This is a genomic window from Clostridium sp. UBA6640, from assembly GCF_002455975.1.
In the GTDB taxonomy this organism is placed as follows: Bacteria; Bacillota; Clostridia; order Clostridiales; family Clostridiaceae; genus Clostridium_J.
The window spans coordinates 1-17,460 of the sequence record NZ_DKLM01000013.1 but is presented as its reverse complement, the minus strand read 5'-3'; the positions used below and the strand labels follow the sequence as shown (position 1 = coordinate 17,460).

General features: G+C 30.3%; 15 protein-coding genes, 1 tRNA gene, 1 pseudogene and 1 other annotated feature. All 17 genes and pseudogenes read left to right on the top strand.

Annotated features, from left to right (window positions below; all coding sequences use genetic code 11):
• Positions 1-1,010, top strand: a pseudogene (locus B2W91_RS01330) (cell division protein FtsH); the annotation flags it as partial.
• Between the two features lie 194 nt (positions 1,011-1,204).
• Positions 1,205-1,594, top strand: coding sequence for a thioesterase family protein (locus tag B2W91_RS01325; protein WP_291578457.1), 390 nt, complete (start codon positions 1,205-1,207; stop codon positions 1,592-1,594).
• A gap of 64 nt (positions 1,595-1,658) precedes the next feature.
• Positions 1,659-3,329: a formate--tetrahydrofolate ligase gene (locus tag B2W91_RS01320; RefSeq protein ID WP_291578456.1), complete on the top strand. Its 1,671-nt coding sequence runs from the start codon at positions 1,659-1,661 to the stop codon at positions 3,327-3,329.
• 281 nt (positions 3,330-3,610) lie between these two features.
• Positions 3,611-5,101: an acyl-CoA carboxylase subunit beta gene (locus B2W91_RS01315; RefSeq protein WP_291578455.1), complete on the top strand. Its 1,491-nt coding sequence runs from the start codon at positions 3,611-3,613 to the stop codon at positions 5,099-5,101.
• 12 nt (positions 5,102-5,113) lie between these two features.
• Positions 5,114-5,464, top strand: a complete 351-nt coding sequence (locus B2W91_RS01310; RefSeq protein WP_291578454.1) for an OadG family protein — start codon at positions 5,114-5,116, stop codon at positions 5,462-5,464.
• A gap of 23 nt (positions 5,465-5,487) precedes the next feature.
• A complete protein-coding gene (locus tag B2W91_RS01305) occupies positions 5,488-5,871 on the top strand; it encodes a biotin/lipoyl-containing protein (protein ID WP_291578453.1) in 384 nt (127 codons plus the stop codon).
• A gap of 19 nt (positions 5,872-5,890) precedes the next feature.
• Positions 5,891-7,027: a sodium ion-translocating decarboxylase subunit beta gene (locus tag B2W91_RS01300; RefSeq protein ID WP_291578452.1), complete on the top strand. Its 1,137-nt coding sequence runs from the start codon at positions 5,891-5,893 to the stop codon at positions 7,025-7,027.
• Positions 7,028-7,191: 164 nt separating this feature from the next.
• On the top strand, positions 7,192-7,371 hold the full coding sequence (locus B2W91_RS01295; protein ID WP_291578451.1) for a hypothetical protein: 180 nt from the start codon (positions 7,192-7,194) through the stop codon (positions 7,369-7,371).
• Between the two features lie 5 nt (positions 7,372-7,376).
• Positions 7,377-7,580 carry a hypothetical protein gene (locus B2W91_RS01290; RefSeq protein ID WP_291578450.1) on the top strand — a complete coding sequence of 68 codons (204 nt, stop codon included), beginning with the start codon at positions 7,377-7,379 and terminating at the stop codon, positions 7,578-7,580.
• Between the two features lie 181 nt (positions 7,581-7,761).
• Positions 7,762-8,535, top strand: a complete 774-nt coding sequence (locus B2W91_RS01285; protein ID WP_291578449.1) for a type III pantothenate kinase — start codon at positions 7,762-7,764, stop codon at positions 8,533-8,535.
• A 15-nt stretch (positions 8,536-8,550) separates the two neighbouring features.
• Positions 8,551-9,528 carry a tRNA dihydrouridine synthase DusB gene (gene dusB / locus B2W91_RS01280; protein WP_291578448.1) on the top strand — a complete coding sequence of 326 codons (978 nt, stop codon included), beginning with the start codon at positions 8,551-8,553 and terminating at the stop codon, positions 9,526-9,528.
• Between the two features lie 219 nt (positions 9,529-9,747).
• A complete protein-coding gene (gene greA / locus B2W91_RS01275; protein ID WP_291578447.1) occupies positions 9,748-10,230 on the top strand; it encodes a transcription elongation factor GreA in 483 nt (160 codons plus the stop codon).
• 13 nt (positions 10,231-10,243) lie between these two features.
• Positions 10,244-11,773: a lysine--tRNA ligase gene (lysS, locus tag B2W91_RS01270; protein ID WP_291578446.1), complete on the top strand. Its 1,530-nt coding sequence runs from the start codon at positions 10,244-10,246 to the stop codon at positions 11,771-11,773.
• A gap of 183 nt (positions 11,774-11,956) precedes the next feature.
• Entirely contained in the window at positions 11,957-12,568 is a 612-nt protein-coding gene (locus B2W91_RS01265) for a hypothetical protein (RefSeq protein WP_291578445.1), read from the top strand.
• A 131-nt stretch (positions 12,569-12,699) separates the two neighbouring features.
• Positions 12,700-12,774, top strand: a tRNA-Asn gene (locus B2W91_RS01260).
• Between the two features lie 335 nt (positions 12,775-13,109).
• Positions 13,110-13,276 (top strand) — a binding site (T-box leader).
• A gap of 82 nt (positions 13,277-13,358) precedes the next feature.
• Complete coding sequence (locus tag B2W91_RS01255; protein ID WP_291578444.1) at positions 13,359-14,747, top strand: glycine--tRNA ligase; 1,389 nt, start codon at positions 13,359-13,361, stop codon at positions 14,745-14,747.
• Positions 14,748-15,415: 668 nt separating this feature from the next.
• Positions 15,416-16,789, top strand: coding sequence for a UDP-N-acetylmuramoyl-L-alanine--D-glutamate ligase (murD, locus tag B2W91_RS01250; protein WP_291578443.1), 1,374 nt, complete (start codon positions 15,416-15,418; stop codon positions 16,787-16,789).
• Positions 16,790-17,460 lie beyond the last annotated feature (671 nt).

The window sequence follows — 17,460 nt, the reverse complement described above, 5'->3', positions numbered from 1 at the left end:
GTAGATTTGACAGACAAATAGTTGTTGGAGCACCTGATGTTAAAGGAAGAGAAGAAATATTAAAAGTTCACTCAAGAAATAAGCCATTAGGATCAGATGTTAAATTAAGTATATTGGCAAAAAGAACTCCGGGATTTACTGGAGCGGATATTGAGAACTTAATGAATGAAGCAGCATTATTAACTGTTAGAGCTAAGAAGAAAGTTATAACTATGGATGTGATCGAAGAGGCAATTACAAGAGTTATAGCTGGACCAGAAAAGAAATCTAGAGTTATAAGTGAAAAAGACAAGAGATTAACTGCTTATCATGAAGCTGGTCACGCAGTAGTATCTAAATATTTGCCAAATTCTTATGCTGTTCATGAAATAAGTATAATTCCTAGAGGTATGGCAGGAGGATATACACTACATCTTCCAGATGAAGATACCACATATACTTCACGTTCTAAGCTTAAAGATGAAATGGTTGGACTTTTAGGTGGAAGAGTTGCAGAAGCTCTAATACTTAAAGAAATCAGCACAGGAGCTAAAAATGATATAGATAGAACTAGCTCTATAGCTAAAAAAATGGTTATGGAATATGGTATGAGTGAAAAAATAGGACCTATTTCTTTTGGAAAAGAACAAGGAGAAGTATTCTTAGGAAGAGATATTGGCCATTCAAGAGATTTCTCAGAAGAAGTAGCTTCTATGATAGATAAAGAGATAAAATCATTAATAGATGAAGCTTATAGAAGAGCCGAAACTATACTTAGTGAAAATGAAGATAAGCTTCATGAAGTTGCTAAAGCGCTTCTTGAAAAAGAAAAGCTTACTGCTGAAGAATTTAATGCAATTATGGATGGAAAAGGCTTGGAGGAAATTTCTACTGATATTATTAAAGAGGAAACTCCAAAGGAAGAAAATACTTCAAATGAGAATTTTAATCCAGAAGAAGTTAAATTACAAGTAGAAGAAGCAAAGATTGAAGATATAAAGATTGAAGATGTAAAAAAAGAAGAAATATAGTGTAAACAAAAGAGTGTATGATGAGTTTGTACGCTCTTTTGTTTTTTTATAATTAATATGAAAAAATAATAAAAAATTACGTATATTATTACAAAAAAACAAAAAAATATACGTAATTTTTAAAAAGAATTATAGGACTACATTTAGAGTTATGATATAATTATATTACCAGATTTATGCTAGGGGGTAGGTAAGTGGAGAATAAATTAAAAATAGGACTAAATGCAATTATTGAAAAGATTGTAACAGAAGATGATACAGCACTTCATCATGGTTCAGGTACCCTAAAAGTGTATGCAACGCCTGCGATGATAGGCTTAATGGAAAATGCATCTAAAAATGCTATTGATTTATATTTAGAGCCAGGAGATACAACTGTAGGAATAGAAGTCAATATAAAGCATATTAAGGCTACACCAATTGGGATGAAAGTAAAATGTGAAGCTGTAGTTAAAGATATTCAGGGAAAGAAAATAACTTTTTTAGTAAAAGCTTATGATGAAAATGGTTTAATTGGAGAAGGTACTCATTTAAGATATATAGTTAATATAGATGATTTCATGGGAAAACTTGATAATAGATAAGATTATTGTACATAAAATATAATTGTGTACAAAATTTTATATATATGGATTGGAGGATATTGATATGAAAACAGATATAGAAATAGCTCAAAGTGCAAAGATGTTACCTATACTTAAAGTTGCAGAAAAAATAGGATTAACGGAGGACGATATTGAACTATATGGAAAATATAAAGGTAAAATATCTCTCAATGTATTAGAAAATAATAAAGATAAAGAAGATGGGAAACTTATACTAGTAACGGCTATAAATCCTACTCCAGCTGGCGAAGGAAAATCTACTGTTACTATAGGATTAGGACAAGCTCTTTGCAGCATGGGGAAAAATGCAGTAATAGCATTAAGAGAGCCTTCTTTAGGGCCTGTTTTTGGGGTAAAAGGAGGAGCTGCTGGCGGAGGATATGCTCAAGTAATTCCTATGGAAGATATAAACTTGCATTTTACTGGAGATATGCATGCAATTACAACAACAAATAATCTTTTAAGTGCAGCTATAGATAATCATATTCATCAAGGAAATGAACTCAAAATAGATTCAAGAAGAATAGTATTTAAAAGAGTTCTAGACATGAATGATAGAGCATTAAGACAAGTAGTAGTAGGACTTGGCGGAACTCCAAATGGATTTACAAGAGAAGATGGATTTACAATAACAGTTGCTTCTGAAATAATGGCAATACTTTGTCTTTCAACAGACTTAATGGACCTAAAAGAAAGATTTGGGAAAATCCTTATAGCTTATAGCACAGAGGGAGAACCTATATATTGTAAAGATTTAAATGTTCATGGTGCCATGGCTATGCTTATGAAAGATGCTGTTAAGCCTAACTTAGTTCAAACTTTAGATAATACACCAGCAATAATTCATGGTGGACCATTTGCAAATATAGCACATGGCTGTAATAGTATTTTAGCTACTAAGATGGCTTTAAAATTAGGGGATTATACTATAACAGAAGCTGGATTTGGTGCAGACTTAGGAGCGGAAAAATTCTTTGATATTAAGTGTAGATATGGAAACTTAAAACCAAGTGCAGTAGTAATAGTAGCAACTATTCGTGCGTTAAAGCATCATGGTGGCGTTAAAAAAGATGGTTTAAACACTCCAAATGTAGAAGCTCTTGCAAAAGGTATAGAAAATCTTGAAAAGCAAATAGAAAATATAGAAAAATTCGGTGTGCCAGCAATTGTGGCTATAAATAGATTTATAAGTGATAGTGAAGAAGAAATTAAATATATAGAAGAATTCTGTAAAAACAAAGGTGTGGAAGTTGCCTTGACTGAAGTTTGGGGAAAAGGTGCAGAAGGTGGATTAGAGCTTGCTGAAAAAGTTATAAAAACTATTGAAGAAAAAGAAAGTAATTTCCATGTGTTATATGATGAAAAATTAACTATAAAAGAAAAGATGGAGACAATAGCTAGAGAAATATATGGAGCTGATGGAATTGAAATATTACCAGCAGCTAAAAAGCAAATATCTAATATAGAAAAAATAGGTTTAGATAAATTGCCTATATGTGTAGCTAAAACACAAAATTCATTATCAGACAATCCAAATCTTCTTGGAAGACCAACAGGATTCAAAGTTTCTGTAAAAGAAGTTAAGGTTTCTAATGGTGCAGGATTTATTGTTGTATTAACAGGAACAATAATGACTATGCCAGGACTTCCAAAAGTCCCAGCAGCAGCTAAAATGGATATAAAAGAAGACAGAACAATAGAAGGACTATTTTAATATAAAAGAATAAATAGAATTTGTAAAACCACTATAAGTATATACTTATAGTGGTTTTATTTATATAAGATGTCTTTAAAATAACTAGCTGTATATTTTTTAAACAAGGAAAATAGAAAGAAAATTAAAGGAAAAGAATGATTATATGTCAATTTATAATTGTTTTTTTCAATACACAGAAAAATGAATTAAAACTTGCAAAATTTATGTACAAATGGCACTTTTTATGTTATTATTAGGGCGGGGTAACAAAGAGTAATCTAAAGTCAGGAGGCAATAATATGGATAAACTAGATGTCTTTGATGAAATTAGACATAAAGCACACCAAGGTGGTGGATCAGAAAAAGTTGAAATGCAACACAACTTAAACAAAATAACTGCAAGAGAAAGAATTTTAAATATTTTAGATGAAGGTTCTTTTGTAGAAGTAGGGGCACTAATTGGTAAAAATGGTGCAGGAGTTGTAACAGGACATGGAACTATAGATGGAAGATTAGTGTACATTTATAGTGAAGATTACACTGTAAATGGGGGAACATTCAATAAACAATCAAGTAGAAAAATATGCAATATAATGGATGCTGCAGTAAAAATGGGAGCACCAATAGTTAAGATATTTGATTCTATAGGTGGAAAAGTTGATGATGGAATTGAGCTTTTAACTTCCTATGGAGAAGTTTTAAGAAAAACTACTAAGAATAGTGGTGTAATACCTCAAATTTCTATTATTTCAGGACCATGTAATGGAACTATGGCATTAAATGCCACTATGAGTGATTTTGTTATAGTAGTAGAAGAAAATGGACAACTTAGTATAAATACAAGTGATAAACTGATAGATAAAGAAGAGCGATATGTAAGTAGCTCTATGTATAGTGATGGAATATCTTCCATTAAAAATGGAAATGCCCACTTTGTTGTTAGTGATGAAATGGAAGCAGTAATATTAACTAAGAAATTATTTGATTATATACCATCTAATAATTTAGAAATGCCATATTTAACTGCTAAATCTATAGATCTAAATGAATCTAAAGAGATATTGAATGAAGCAGCTATTAATGAAAACTATAGTGGAGAAGCAGTAGTGAATGCAATTAGTGATGGAAATTCTGTTTTAGAAATAAATAAAACTATGGAAGAGAGCATAAACACTTACTTAATAAAAATGAATGGATTAACAGTTGGTGTTATATCAAACGATTCTAGTAAGAAGAGTGAGATTAATATAAAACTTTCAAATAAAGTAGCAAGCTTTGTAAGGATGTGTGATAGTTTCAACATTCCAATACTTAGTATTGTAGATACAAAGGGAATTGTTATTAGTCTTGAGGAGGAAAGAATGGGACTCGCTAAAAGTGTATCAAAAATGGTATATGCTTTAGGTGATGCTGTAGTTCCGAAAGTTTCACTTATAATTGGAGAAGCTTATGGGGCTGGTTATTTAGCACTTGCAAGTAAGGAAGCATCTTTTGATATAGCATTAGCATGGCCAACTGCTAAAATTTCATTAACCTCACCTAAGTCTATAATAACGTCTAAATATAGAGATGAAATATTAAGTGCGGATAATCCAAAAGTAAAAGAGGAAGAGATTATTAAAAAATATATGGATGAAGTTACAAATCCATATGCTTGTGCAGAAATAGGCTTGTTAGATGATATTATAAAACCAAGTGAAACTAAACAAAGAGTATTTGCAATGTTAGATATGTTACAAAGTAAAAGAGAGTTAAGCTACCCTAAAAAGCATGGAAGCATATTAATTTAGGGGGGATATAATATGAACGAAAAATTAAGTTTAATAGATGCATTAGGAGTTTCAGCAGTAGCTATGATTATAGTTTTCGCTGTATTAATTATCTTAATGTATGTAATTAAATTTCAAAGTTTTTTATTAAGAGATAAAAAGAAAAAAATAGAGCCAGTTAAAGAAGAAATATTTGAACCATCAGTACAAGAAGTAGAAACTATAGAAAATCCTCAGGATGACTTAGAATTAGTTGCAGTTATAATGGCATCATTATCAGCTCATCTTAATGTACCAGTTTCAGATTTAAATATAAAAAGTATAAAAAGAGTAAATAGTGGGAATGCAAATTGGCAAAGTAATGCTACTAAATATAATCGCTAAAGTGTATAGGGAGGAAAATTACTATGAAAAGATATAACGTTACTGTTAATGGAAATATATATCAAGTAGAGGTTGAAGAGGTTAAAGGAGAATTCACTTCTACACCTAATGTAGCTCCAGCGAAACCAATGGCTCCGGCACCAGCGCAAAAGCCAGCAGTAGCTGCACCAGCAGTTAAAAAAGCAAATGCTTCTGGAGAAAAGGTTGATTGCCCAATGCCAGGAACAATAGTTAAAATAAACATAACTGAGGGTGCTACAGTTAAAAAAGGTGATGTATTATTTGTTTTAGAAGCTATGAAAATGGAGAATGAAATAATGTCACCAGTAGATGGTACTATTGCTGAAATAAACGTGGTAAAAGGAGCAGCTGTTAATACAGGAGACGTTTTAGCTGTTATCGCATAATAAAAAGGAGGTAAGCTAAATGAATATAATTGAAGTATTACAAGAATTATTAAGTACCTCCGGTTTTGCTGCAATAACTTGGAAAGAACTTTTAATGATAGGTGTTTCTTGTTTATTAATATATTTAGCAATTGCAAAGGAATTTGAGCCATTATTATTGTTACCGATAGCTTTTGGTATGTTACTTACGAATTTACCATTAGCAGATATAATGGCAGAACCTGCCGCAGGTGAAGCTGGAGGATTGTTATATTATTTATCAAGAGGTGTTAAGTGGGAAATATTCCCACCGCTTATATTCCTAGGAGTTGGTGCTATGACAGATTTTGGACCACTACTAGCTAATCCTTCTAGTGTTCTAATGGGAGCGGGGGCACAATTTGGAGTGTTCTTTGCATTTATGGCAGCAATATTACTTGGATTTACTCCACAAGAGGCAGCATCAATAGGTATAATCGGAGGAGCGGATGGTCCTACAGCAATATTTTTAACAAATAAGTTAGCTCCGCATTTACTTGGGCCAATAGCAGTTGCGGCTTACTCATATATGGCGTTAGTGCCATTAATTCAACCTCCAATCATGAAAGCGTTAACTACTAAGGAGGAAAGGACAATAAAAATGGGACAACTAAGACAAGTTAAAAGGGTGGAAAAGATTATATTCCCAATAGTTGTTGCTATTCTAGTTATATTATTCCTTCCATCACTTAAATCGCTTGTTGGTATGTTGATGCTTGGCAACTTATTTAAGGAATCTGGAGTTGTTGGAAGATTAAGTGATACAGCACAAAATGCTCTTATAAATATAATAACAATATTCTTAGGGCTTTCTGTTGGAGCAACAGCTAAAGCAGAGATATTTTTAACTCCAAAAACTATAGGAATAATAATTTTAGGGGTTGTTGCTTTTGCAGTAGCTACTGCTTCAGGCGTAATTATAGGTAAGATAATGTGTAAAGTTACTAAGGGTAAAATAAACCCATTAATAGGCTCAGCAGGAGTTTCAGCAGTACCTATGGCTGCTAGAGTTTCACAAGTTGTAGGCCAGAAGGAAGATCCTTCTAACTTCTTGCTTATGAGCGCTATGGGACCGAATGTTGCAGGGGTTATAGGTAGTGCTGTAGCAGCTGGGGTATTACTTTCTATGTTTGGTTAGTAAGGTATATATAGAAAATAGTAGACTAATATCTTTGGTCTACTATTTTTTTTACATGGATAAGTTGAAGTGTGAACAATTTATAAATTAGGTATATACTTCTTAAAAAGAAGTATATACCTTTTTATATTGATAATAATATATGAAAAAGGAGGAGATTATTTATGATATGTCCCAATCAATCTACTATTAATAACATTATAGAAAAAGAGGAAATGCTTATAAGTAAGTACAAAAGCTATTTAAAAGCTGCAAATAGCAGCTCTATGCAAAGTTCAATTGAGGAGTTAATACAAAAGCATAATAATCACATTGAAGTGTTACAACAGCTCTTAAGGAGGTAATTATCATGAAATATAATTATCATTTAGCAAAAGAACAATTAATGAGAGGTCGTCATATTACAAATGTAGAGAAAAGCTTAATGAATATGTACATGAACTTAATGAATAGTGAAAAAGAAGGGAATTTAAAGAGAGTATTATATGAGTTTGCTAAGGATCAAAAAGAAATATTAAATATAATGCAAAATAGTAGTAAGGGCGTAATATAGATAATCTTTACGTTAAATTATACATACATAAATTACAAGCTTTAAAAATGATTTAAACACCTTGACAAAATAGATTAACTTGTTAAAATTAAATTATTAATTGTAATGAGATTTTTTAGTCCAACATACAGGATAAAAGCAGCTTTTAAAGCTGCTTTTAATTATATAGAGGTGAATTTAAATGATTTTTGTTTTAGACGTAGGGAATACCAACATTGTATTAGGAATATACAAAGGAAAAGAACTGTTAGTTGATTGGAGACTATCTACTGATCACAAGAGAAGTTCCGATGAATATGGTATACAAGTGAGAGAGCTTTTTGAGCAAAACAATATAAAGATATCCGATATAGAAGGAGTAATAATATCATCCGTGGTTCCGAATATTATGTACTCTTTAGAACATATGATAAGAAAATATTTTGATAAGACGCCAATAGTAGTTGGACCAGGAGTTAAAACTGGTATAAATATAAAATATGATAATCCAAAAGAAGTAGGTGCTGACAGGATAGTAAATGCAGTATCGGCTTTTGATATTTATAAAAGTTCTATGATAATAATAGACTTTGGTACAGCTACTACTTTTTGTGCTATAACTAAAAATGGAGATTATTTAGGAGGAACAATTTGTCCAGGTATAAAGATATCTTCAGATGCGTTATTTGAAAAAGCAGCTAAGCTTCCAAGGGTTGAACTTTCAAAGCCTGAAACTATAATTTGCAAAAATACAGTAGCAAGTATGCAAGCGGGTATAGTTTATGGATACATAGGTCAAGTTGATTACATAGTGCGTAAAATGAAAGAAGAAATGGTGGCAAAAGGTGAAGATGAGCCTATAGTTATAGCTACAGGAGGACTTGCTAAATTAATAGCAGAAGAATCTTCTACAATAGATAAAGTGGAATCTTTTTTAACATTAGATGGACTTAGAATTATATACGAAAAAAAATAGAGACTAGGTGATAGTATGTATATATCAAATCTTCATTTTGATAATGAAGTGTTTTTAGCGCCTATGGCAGGTGTTACAGACATAGCTTATAGAGGCATTTGTAAAAGTATGGGCTGTGGACTTGTATATACTGAAATGATAAGTGCTAAAGGGCTATTTTATAAAAGCAAAAACACAGAAGGGTTAATGAGAATAGCAGATGAGGAGAAACCTGTAGGTATTCAAATTTTTGGGAATGAACCTAAAATAATGGCCTACGCTTGTGAAGTGTTCAATGAAAATAATGATATCTGTATAGTAGACGTAAATATGGGATGTCCTGTGCCTAAAATTGTTAAAAATGGCGAAGGGTCAGCACTTATGAAAAATCCTAAATTAGCAGCAGAAATAGTAAAGGAAATGAAAAAGGTAAGTAAAAAACCTATAACTGTTAAATTTAGAAAAGGCTTTGATGAAAATAATATAAATGCTGTTGAGTTTGGCAAATACATAGAAGATGCAGGTGCAGACGCTATAGCAGTTCATGGAAGAACTAGGGAACAGATGTATGAAGGAAAAGCAGATTGGGACATTATAAGGCAAGTTAAAGAAGCAGTTAAAATACCTGTAATAGGAAATGGAGATGTATTTTCAGCTGAGAATGCTGCGGAAATAAAAAAACAAACCAATTGTGATGGAATAATGATTGCAAGAGGGGCTATGGGTAACCCGTGGATTTTTAGAGAGATAACCCAAGCTTTGAAAGGTGAAAGTATAACGAAACCCACACCTGTAGAAAAAGTGGATATGTGTATTAATCATTTAAATTTGGCTATTAAATATTTTGAAGAAATAAAGGCTGTAAGGGAAATGAGAAAGCATATAGCTTGGTATATCAAAGGGCTTAAATATTGCACTGAAATCAAAGAGAGAATTAATTCAATGACTAGGTACGAAGATGTGTTAAGTCTTTTACTTGAATATAAATCAGTATTTGTGGATAATATACAGTAATATTACATAAATATTAATAAAGGATGTATTGGACATCCTTTTATTGACATATTGTAGCCATTGATTTATAATAACTTAAAGTCTTAAATCCACAAATTCTAAAGAAGTTTTGTGGATTTAAGACTTTAAAGAAGTTTTGTGGTACAATCATGTTAAATTAACAAAGTATTTTATTAAAGAATAGAGTAAATATATATATTGTTTAAAGGGGAGAAAGAAATGAGTGATTCTAAAAAATATGTGATGACTTATGAGGGAATAAAGAAGCTTGAAGAAGAGCTAGAGTACCTTAAAACAGTTAAGAGAAAAGAAATCACTGAGAAGATTAAAGTAGCTTTAGGATATGGAGATTTAAGTGAAAACTCTGAATATGATGAAGCTAAAAACGAGCAAGCTTTTGTAGAAGGAAGAATAATACAACTTGAAAACATGCTGAGAAATGCATCAGTAGTTGATGAAAGTGAATTAGATAAGGATATAGTTAGTATAGGTTCAATAGCGAAAGTTAAGGACTATGACTTTGATGAAGAAGTAGAATTTCATATTGTTGGTTCAGCAGAAGCAGATCCAATGGAAAATAAAATTTCAAATGAATCACCAGTTGGAAGTGCACTTGTAGGTAAAAGAGTAGGAGACGTAATTGAAGTTTCTATTCCAGATGGAGTAAGTAAATATGAAGTACTTGAAATAAAAAGAGCATAGGAGGAGTTTATATATGGAAGAAAATAATTTAAATACGCCAGAGCTTGAAGTGGAAGATATTCAAGCAAAAGAAGCTGAGTATAATGAACAAGTGGGAATTAGAAGACAAAAATTAGCTGAACTTAAAGCTGAAGGAAAAGATCCATTTGATGTTTATAAAGTGAATAGAACCCATACATCAGAAGAAGTTGTTAATGGATTTGAAGAAGGCGGAGAAATTACAGTTACTGTAGCAGGAAGACTTATGTCTAAGAGAATTCAAGGTAAAGCTGGATTTTGCGATCTTCATGATAGATCTGGAAAAATTCAAGTATATATAAGATTAGATGCAGTAGGTGAAGAATCTTTTAAAGATGCTAAAACATTTGATATAGGAGATTTCTTAAGTGTAACAGGAACTCCATTTAGAACTAGAACAGGAGAAATTTCTGTACGTGCAACAGAGGTTACACTTATATCTAAGTCATTAAAGCCATTACCAGAGAAATGGCATGGACTTAAAAATCCAGATTTAAAATATAGACAAAGAGAAGTTGACCTTGTTATGAACAAGGATGTTAGAGATACTTTCATGAAGAGAGTTCAAATAATAAGAAGTATAAGAGAATTCTTAGATAATAAAGGTTTCTTAGAAGTTGAAACTCCAATTTTATCACCGATAGCAGGTGGTGCAGCTGCAAGACCATTCTCTACTCATCATAATGCATTAGATATAGATATGTATTTAAGAATAGCTACTGAATTATATCTAAAAAGATGTATTGTTGGTGGTTTCGAGAAAGTTTATGACATGGGCAAAAATTTCAGAAATGAAGGTATGAGTGTAAGACATAATCCGGAATTTACTATGATTGAATTATATGAAGCTTATGCAGATTATAATGATATGATGGAAATTACAGAGCAAATGGTTGCTTATGCTTGTGAGAAGGTACATGGAACTACTAAAATAAATTATCAAGGAACGGAAATAGATTTAACACCACCTTGGAGAAGACTTACAATGGTGGATGCAGTTAAAGAATATGCAGGAATAGATTTTGAGACTATTAAAACGGATGAAGAAGCTCAAGCTATTGCTAAAGAAAAGCATTTAGACTTTAAGAAAGAATTAAAAGATTGTACAAAAGCAGATGTATTAAATGCATTGTTTGAAGAGTTTGCGGAAGAACATTTAATACAGCCAACATTCCTATGTGATTATCCAGTAGAAATTTCACCACTTACTAAGAAAAAACGTGGAAATGATGAATTTACTGAGAGATTTGAAGGATTTATATATGGTAGGGAAGTATGTAATGCCTATTCAGAACTTAATGATCCAATAGTACAAAGAGAAAGATTTGAACAACAAGCAACAGAAAGAGAACTTGGTGATGATGAAGCTTATGTTATAGATGAAGAATTTATGAGCGCATTAGAAGTAGGTATGCCGCCAACTGGAGGATTAGGAATAGGTATAGATAGAATAGTTATGTTCTTAACTGATTCTACATCAATAAGAGACGTAATCTTATTCCCAACTATGAAACCATTACAATAATATAAAAATTAAGAGATATATTGTTTATGAAGACTTTATATCTCTTTTTTTATATAACAGATCTTTTTATTAATAACTATAACCATGCAGCTAGCTGAGTAGTGCTTTTAAATTGTAAATATAAATGACTAATAATATTTGTGTTTTAAATTTTTACAAGTATGATTTGTAAAGGAGAATAGTATGAAACGCAGTTCTAAAACAATTTTATGCTTAGTCGGACTAACTTTAATTCTTAAGGTGGGGTTGGAGTTTATTAGCAAAGAAGATCCAAAAGAAACTATTAGAAAGAATATCCTTTACCAAAGAGAATATAGAATTATTAAATCTACTCCTGTAGAAATTACAATACAAATTGATGAAAGTTATATGCCTAAAGATGATAAACTATTAAGTTACTTTAATGAGCCTATTGAAGTAAAAGAACTTGTTTATGAAGGAAATAATTCAGAAGTATACTTAGATAGAATACAGGGGGATGATAATAGTTTTTTAAGATTATATTTTAATAAAAAGCAAAACATAGAGAAAGATAGAGGAGAATTTTTATCTATAGGAACTGTTGAGTATGATATTAATAAAGATCGTAGTTTTATCTATGATCGGAATAAAAGCGTTAAGGTATATGATGGAGATGATAAGCTTGTAGAAAATAATGCACTGTGGCTTTCTAATATTCGTGAAAGTGAAGATTTCATAATATCTATAAAGAAGGATGTTTTAAATAAAGTAAAATATCCCCTTACTGTTAAAATTTTAAATTTCAATATTATTAATTATGAAGAAAATCATTAATAAATATAGGTTATCTGCTATGATAATATAAAAATAAAATAAAGTTTAAAAAAGTATAAATTTCTAAAAAAAGCTATTGCATTTATTTTCTATTTTTGATATAATAAAGATGTAGTCAATAATGATGATATTCCGCGATAGCTCAACGGTGGAGCACTCGGCTGTTAACCGATAGGTTGGAGGTTCGAATCCTCTTCGCGGAGCCATTTTTTATTTTTGATAAATGCAAGTAATACTTTATGGTATTACTTTTTTTATTGCGATAAATTTATAAAAAAGTAGAATTATATAAATCATAAAATATTAGAATTTAATCTATAATACGTAACTAATTTTAAATTATTAATTTTTGTAATAAATTTTTATTAGTTATTAAGAAATTGTTGAATAACTTTACAGGAGATAAAATATTTATCTTTTATAATAGAAGAAATGGTTATAAATTATAGAGTGTAAATAAAGTATATCTAATATTAATTTTTGAATAATTAATGCTTGACAATTCTGAATTTTTGTGATAGTATATACAAATATAATTTAATATTATACATTGATAAAGAGGAGTAACTTTAAGTACTTTATAAAGAGAGATGATGGATGGTGCAAATCATTAAAGACTTATAGTGAATGGAGCTTTTGAGTATATTTTAGTAGAGCTGAGCTATTGCTAATAAGGGTGGAACCGCGGAATATTATTTCGTCCCTTAACTAGTAATAGTTTTTTATTTTTATTAAAGTAAATTTACTTCAATTGTAGTGTTTATAAATAAAAAAACGGAGGTATTATTTTATGAAAGAAGTTACTATGGATAAAGTTGTTGGATTATGCAAGAATAGAGGATTTATATTTTCAGGTTCAGAGATCTATGGAGGACTTGCTAACTCTTGGGATTATGGTCCATTAGGAGTAGAATTTAAAAACAATGTTAAAAAAGCATGGTGGAAAAAATTTGTTCAAGAGAGTCCATATAATGTAGGACTTGATTGTGCTATACTTATGAATCCAGAAGTTTGGGTAGCATCAGGACACGTTGGAGGATTCTCAGATCCATTAATGGATTGTAAAGATTGTAAGGCTAGATTTAGAGCAGATAAATTAGTGGAAGATCATATGACTTCAGAAGGAGCAGAAGTTGCAGTTGCTGATGGATGGACTAATGAAGAGTATAAAGAGTATATTGAAAAGCATCAAATAGTTTGCCCTAAATGTGGAAAGAAAAACTTTACAGACATAAGAAAATTTAACCTTATGTTTAAAACATTTCAAGGAATAACTGATGATAGTAAATCAGAAATATACCTAAGACCAGAAACAGCTCAAGGTATATTCGTTAACTTTAAAAATGCGCAGAGAACTTCAAGAAAAAAAGTACCTTTTGGTATAGCTCAGATTGGTAAATCTTTTAGAAATGAGATTACACCAGGAAATTTTGTATTTAGAACTAGAGAATTTGAACAAATGGAACTAGAGTTTTTCTGTAAACCAGGAACAGACTTAGAATGGTTCGGATATTGGAAAGATTACTGTAAGAAATTCTTATTTGATCTAGGTATGAAAGAAGGGAATCTAAGATTTAGAGATCATGGTGAAGAGGAATTATCTTTCTATAGTAATGCAACTTGCGATATAGAATTTTTATTCCCGTTTGGTTGGGGTGAACTATGGGGCATAGCTGATAGAACAGACTACGACCTTAAAAAGCATATGGAGCATTCTGGAGAAGATTTATCTTACTTAGATCCAGTAACAAATGAAAAATATGTGCCATATTGTATTGAACCATCATTAGGCGCAGATAGAGTTGCTCTTGCATTCTTGGTAAATGCTTATGATGAAGAAGAGCTTGAAGGTGGCGATGTAAGAACTGTATTACATTTACATCCAGCACTAGCACCTTTTAAAGCAGCAGTATTACCGTTAAGCAAGAAATTAAGTGAAAAATCTTTAGAAGTTTATTCAATACTTGCTAAAAAGTTTAATGTGGACTATGATGAGGCAGGAAGTATAGGAAAAAGATATAGAAGAGAAGATGAAATAGGAACGCCTTTCTGTATAACAGTAGACTTTGATACTATGGAAGATAATACTGTAACAGTAAGAGATAGAGATACAATGGAGCAAATAAGACTTCATATAGATGAGCTTACTAAATATATAGAAGAAAAAATGGAATTTTAACAGTTTTAGGCACCTTCAAAAAAATAATAGACCAGTATGTTAGCCTGTTTTCCATCATACTGTGTTGTCAGAACCTACCCATAGCACCACTATGAGCAGAACCTAACGCCTTGTCTGATGTAAAACATACTAACATCTTTGGTTTATTATTTTATTTCAGATGCTCAAAACTTGAATGAAAAACTCTCTACAAGTCTAATATATTTGTAGGGAGTTTTTCTTTTGAAATTAATAGCAATAACTTATAGATAAAATTGTATTTTTTAGAATTTATTTAAAAAGCTTAAAAAAATAAATAAATATATTCTAAAAATACTCAATAATGTCGAAGGGGATTTTAAAGATAGAAAGGTTTTTGGGTAAAAAAATAACCGGATTGTCATCCGGTAAAAAATAGGGTTTAATCATGGGGATATGTTATGTGTTATGTTAAAACTTTGGGGAATCATCTTAACATATTCCTTACGGCACAATAGAAGTATATCATGTCGGAATATGTAAATCAATACTACAAAGATAAGTTTATAAATTAATTCAATTCGAACAATTTCGACAAAATTCTTGTTTTGATTATACCATATTCTACAGTAATTCAAATAACAAATAAAAAGTGTTATAATATACATATTATTAATGATAACAGTAAATGTTGGAGGATTAAAAATAGAATGAAAAGAGATTTTAATGATTTTAAAGAATATATATTGAATAAAAATGTAGCAGTAGTGGGTATAGGAGTCAGTAATATACCTCTTATAGAGTTTTTAGTTAAACTTGGAGCTAAGGTAACTGCTTTTGATAAGAAAAATAGAGACCAGTTTAAAGATATAGATAAGTATGAAAGACTAGGAATAAAATTTGAGTTAGGAGACAACTATCTAAATAATTTAAAAGGATTTGAAGTTATTTTTAAAACTCCATCTATGAGAATAGATAGTGAAGCTTTAGTTAGAGCTAGAAATGAAGGGGCTTATATAACATCTGAAATGGAGGAGTTTGTAAGATATTGCCCTGCTAAGATTTATGGTATTACAGGAAGTGATGGTAAAACTACAACTACAACACTTGTATATAATATATTAAAAGAAGCAGGATATAACACTTGGGTAGGTGGAAATATAGGAACACCTCTTTTTACTAATATAGAAAAAATAAGAAAAGATGATAGAGTAGTATTAGAATTATCAAGCTTTCAACTTATGACAATGAAGGATTCTACAGATGTAGCAGTAATAACTAATTTATCCCCTAACCATTTAGATATGCATAAGGGTATGGATGAATATGTTGAAAGTAAGAAGAACATATACAAATATCAAGATGAAAACTCTCTATTAGTATTAAATGAAGATAATGATATAACTAACTCAATGGTAGGAGAGGCTAAAGGAAGAGTTTACACCTTTAGCAGAAAGAAAAAAGTAGAAAAAGGTGCATACTATGAAAATGAAAAGCTATATATTAGGGGTAAGGAAGTTTGTTATAAGAAAGATATAAAATTAAAAGGTATGCATAATGTTGAAAATTTATTAGCTGCGTTTTCTGCAACTTGTGATGAAGTAAATATTGAAGCTATGAAGAATGTAGCTATATCTTTTGGGGGAGTAGAACATAGAAGCGAATTTATAAGATCTATAAATGGAGTAGAGTTTTATAATGATTCTATAGCATCTAGTCCTACAAGAACATTAGCAAGTATTAAAGCTTTTGAAAAACCTGTTATATTAATAGCAGGAGGATATGATAAAAATCTACCATTTGAACCCTTAGCTTTTGAAGGATATCAATATATTAAATCATTAATATTACTAGGGGCAACAAAGTATAAAATAAAGGCAGTTTTTGATGAGTTAAAAGAAAAAGAAGGAATAGAAACTACAATATATATGGTTGATACTTTAGAAGAAGCAGTAGATAAGGCAAATGAAATTTCTGAAAAAGATGATATAGTAACATTATCTCCTGCTTGTGCTAGCTTTGATATGTTTGTAAATTTCGAAGTTAGAGGAAATAGATTTAAAGAAATAATTAATAATTTATAATTAGTGAAGCACTTGCTTGAGTATAATAAAATACTTAAGGCAGTATTTTATTTATAGATAAAAAAGCTAACTTATAAATAATAGCTATGTCATTAAATATTTTAGTTAACAACTTATAGGGTTCTTTAATGAAGATTTAACTTAATACATGAGTTTAATTTCTATAGTAGAATTTTTACAATGAATTAAAAATTAAGAATGAATAATAAAGAGTTACGATTAAAATTAGTTTAAAACAAAGTAATTCCTTGTGAATTATGAACTAAATAGTTTTAATTATAATACTAAAAAGTAGTAATTACTCATGATTTCCATTCCAGTTAGAAAAAAACAAAAAGAAACTTATCCTAGTGTATCTTTATGCAAAAAAATGAGGAAAAAAGAGTATTATTGAGAGTTTACAAAATAATTTTGGTAAAATAGCCAAAATAAAGTTTTGCTTTTTTTTATATCATGTTATTATGAATAAGTCGTCAGCGCCAAGTGCTAAAGCGACATACTAAGTTTTTAAATCAACATATTTAATAGGAGTTAAAGAAAATTAAGCTTCCTAGAAAACTTCAAAAAAAGTTTTAAAAAATATGTTGACAACAAGAAAACAAAGTGATAAGATAAAAAAGCAGTCGGGAAACGACAGCAAAATAGTAAGAATTTGGTCTTTGAAAATTAAA

Excerpts from the sequence above, each read along its gene's own strand:
- B2W91_RS01300 (WP_291578452.1), top strand. The coding sequence starts at position 5,891 with ATGAATATAATTGAAGTATTACAAGAATTATTAAGTACCTCCGGTTTT.
- B2W91_RS01265 (WP_291578445.1), top strand. The coding sequence starts at position 11,957 with ATGAAACGCAGTTCTAAAACAATTTTATGCTTAGTCGGACTAACTTTA.
- dusB (WP_291578448.1), top strand. The coding sequence starts at position 8,551 with ATGTATATATCAAATCTTCATTTTGATAATGAAGTGTTTTTAGCGCCT.
- greA (WP_291578447.1), top strand. The coding sequence starts at position 9,748 with ATGAGTGATTCTAAAAAATATGTGATGACTTATGAGGGAATAAAGAAG.
- B2W91_RS01315 (WP_291578455.1), top strand. The coding sequence starts at position 3,611 with ATGGATAAACTAGATGTCTTTGATGAAATTAGACATAAAGCACACCAA.
- murD (WP_291578443.1), top strand. The coding sequence starts at position 15,416 with ATGAAAAGAGATTTTAATGATTTTAAAGAATATATATTGAATAAAAAT.
- B2W91_RS01305 (WP_291578453.1), top strand. The coding sequence starts at position 5,488 with ATGAAAAGATATAACGTTACTGTTAATGGAAATATATATCAAGTAGAG.
- B2W91_RS01255 (WP_291578444.1), top strand. The coding sequence starts at position 13,359 with ATGAAAGAAGTTACTATGGATAAAGTTGTTGGATTATGCAAGAATAGA.
- lysS (WP_291578446.1), top strand. The coding sequence starts at position 10,244 with ATGGAAGAAAATAATTTAAATACGCCAGAGCTTGAAGTGGAAGATATT.
- B2W91_RS01320 (WP_291578456.1), top strand. The coding sequence starts at position 1,659 with ATGAAAACAGATATAGAAATAGCTCAAAGTGCAAAGATGTTACCTATA.
- B2W91_RS01295 (WP_291578451.1), top strand. The coding sequence starts at position 7,192 with ATGATATGTCCCAATCAATCTACTATTAATAACATTATAGAAAAAGAG.
- B2W91_RS01285 (WP_291578449.1), top strand. The coding sequence starts at position 7,762 with ATGATTTTTGTTTTAGACGTAGGGAATACCAACATTGTATTAGGAATA.
- B2W91_RS01290 (WP_291578450.1), top strand. The coding sequence starts at position 7,377 with ATGAAATATAATTATCATTTAGCAAAAGAACAATTAATGAGAGGTCGT.
- B2W91_RS01310 (WP_291578454.1), top strand. The coding sequence starts at position 5,114 with ATGAACGAAAAATTAAGTTTAATAGATGCATTAGGAGTTTCAGCAGTA.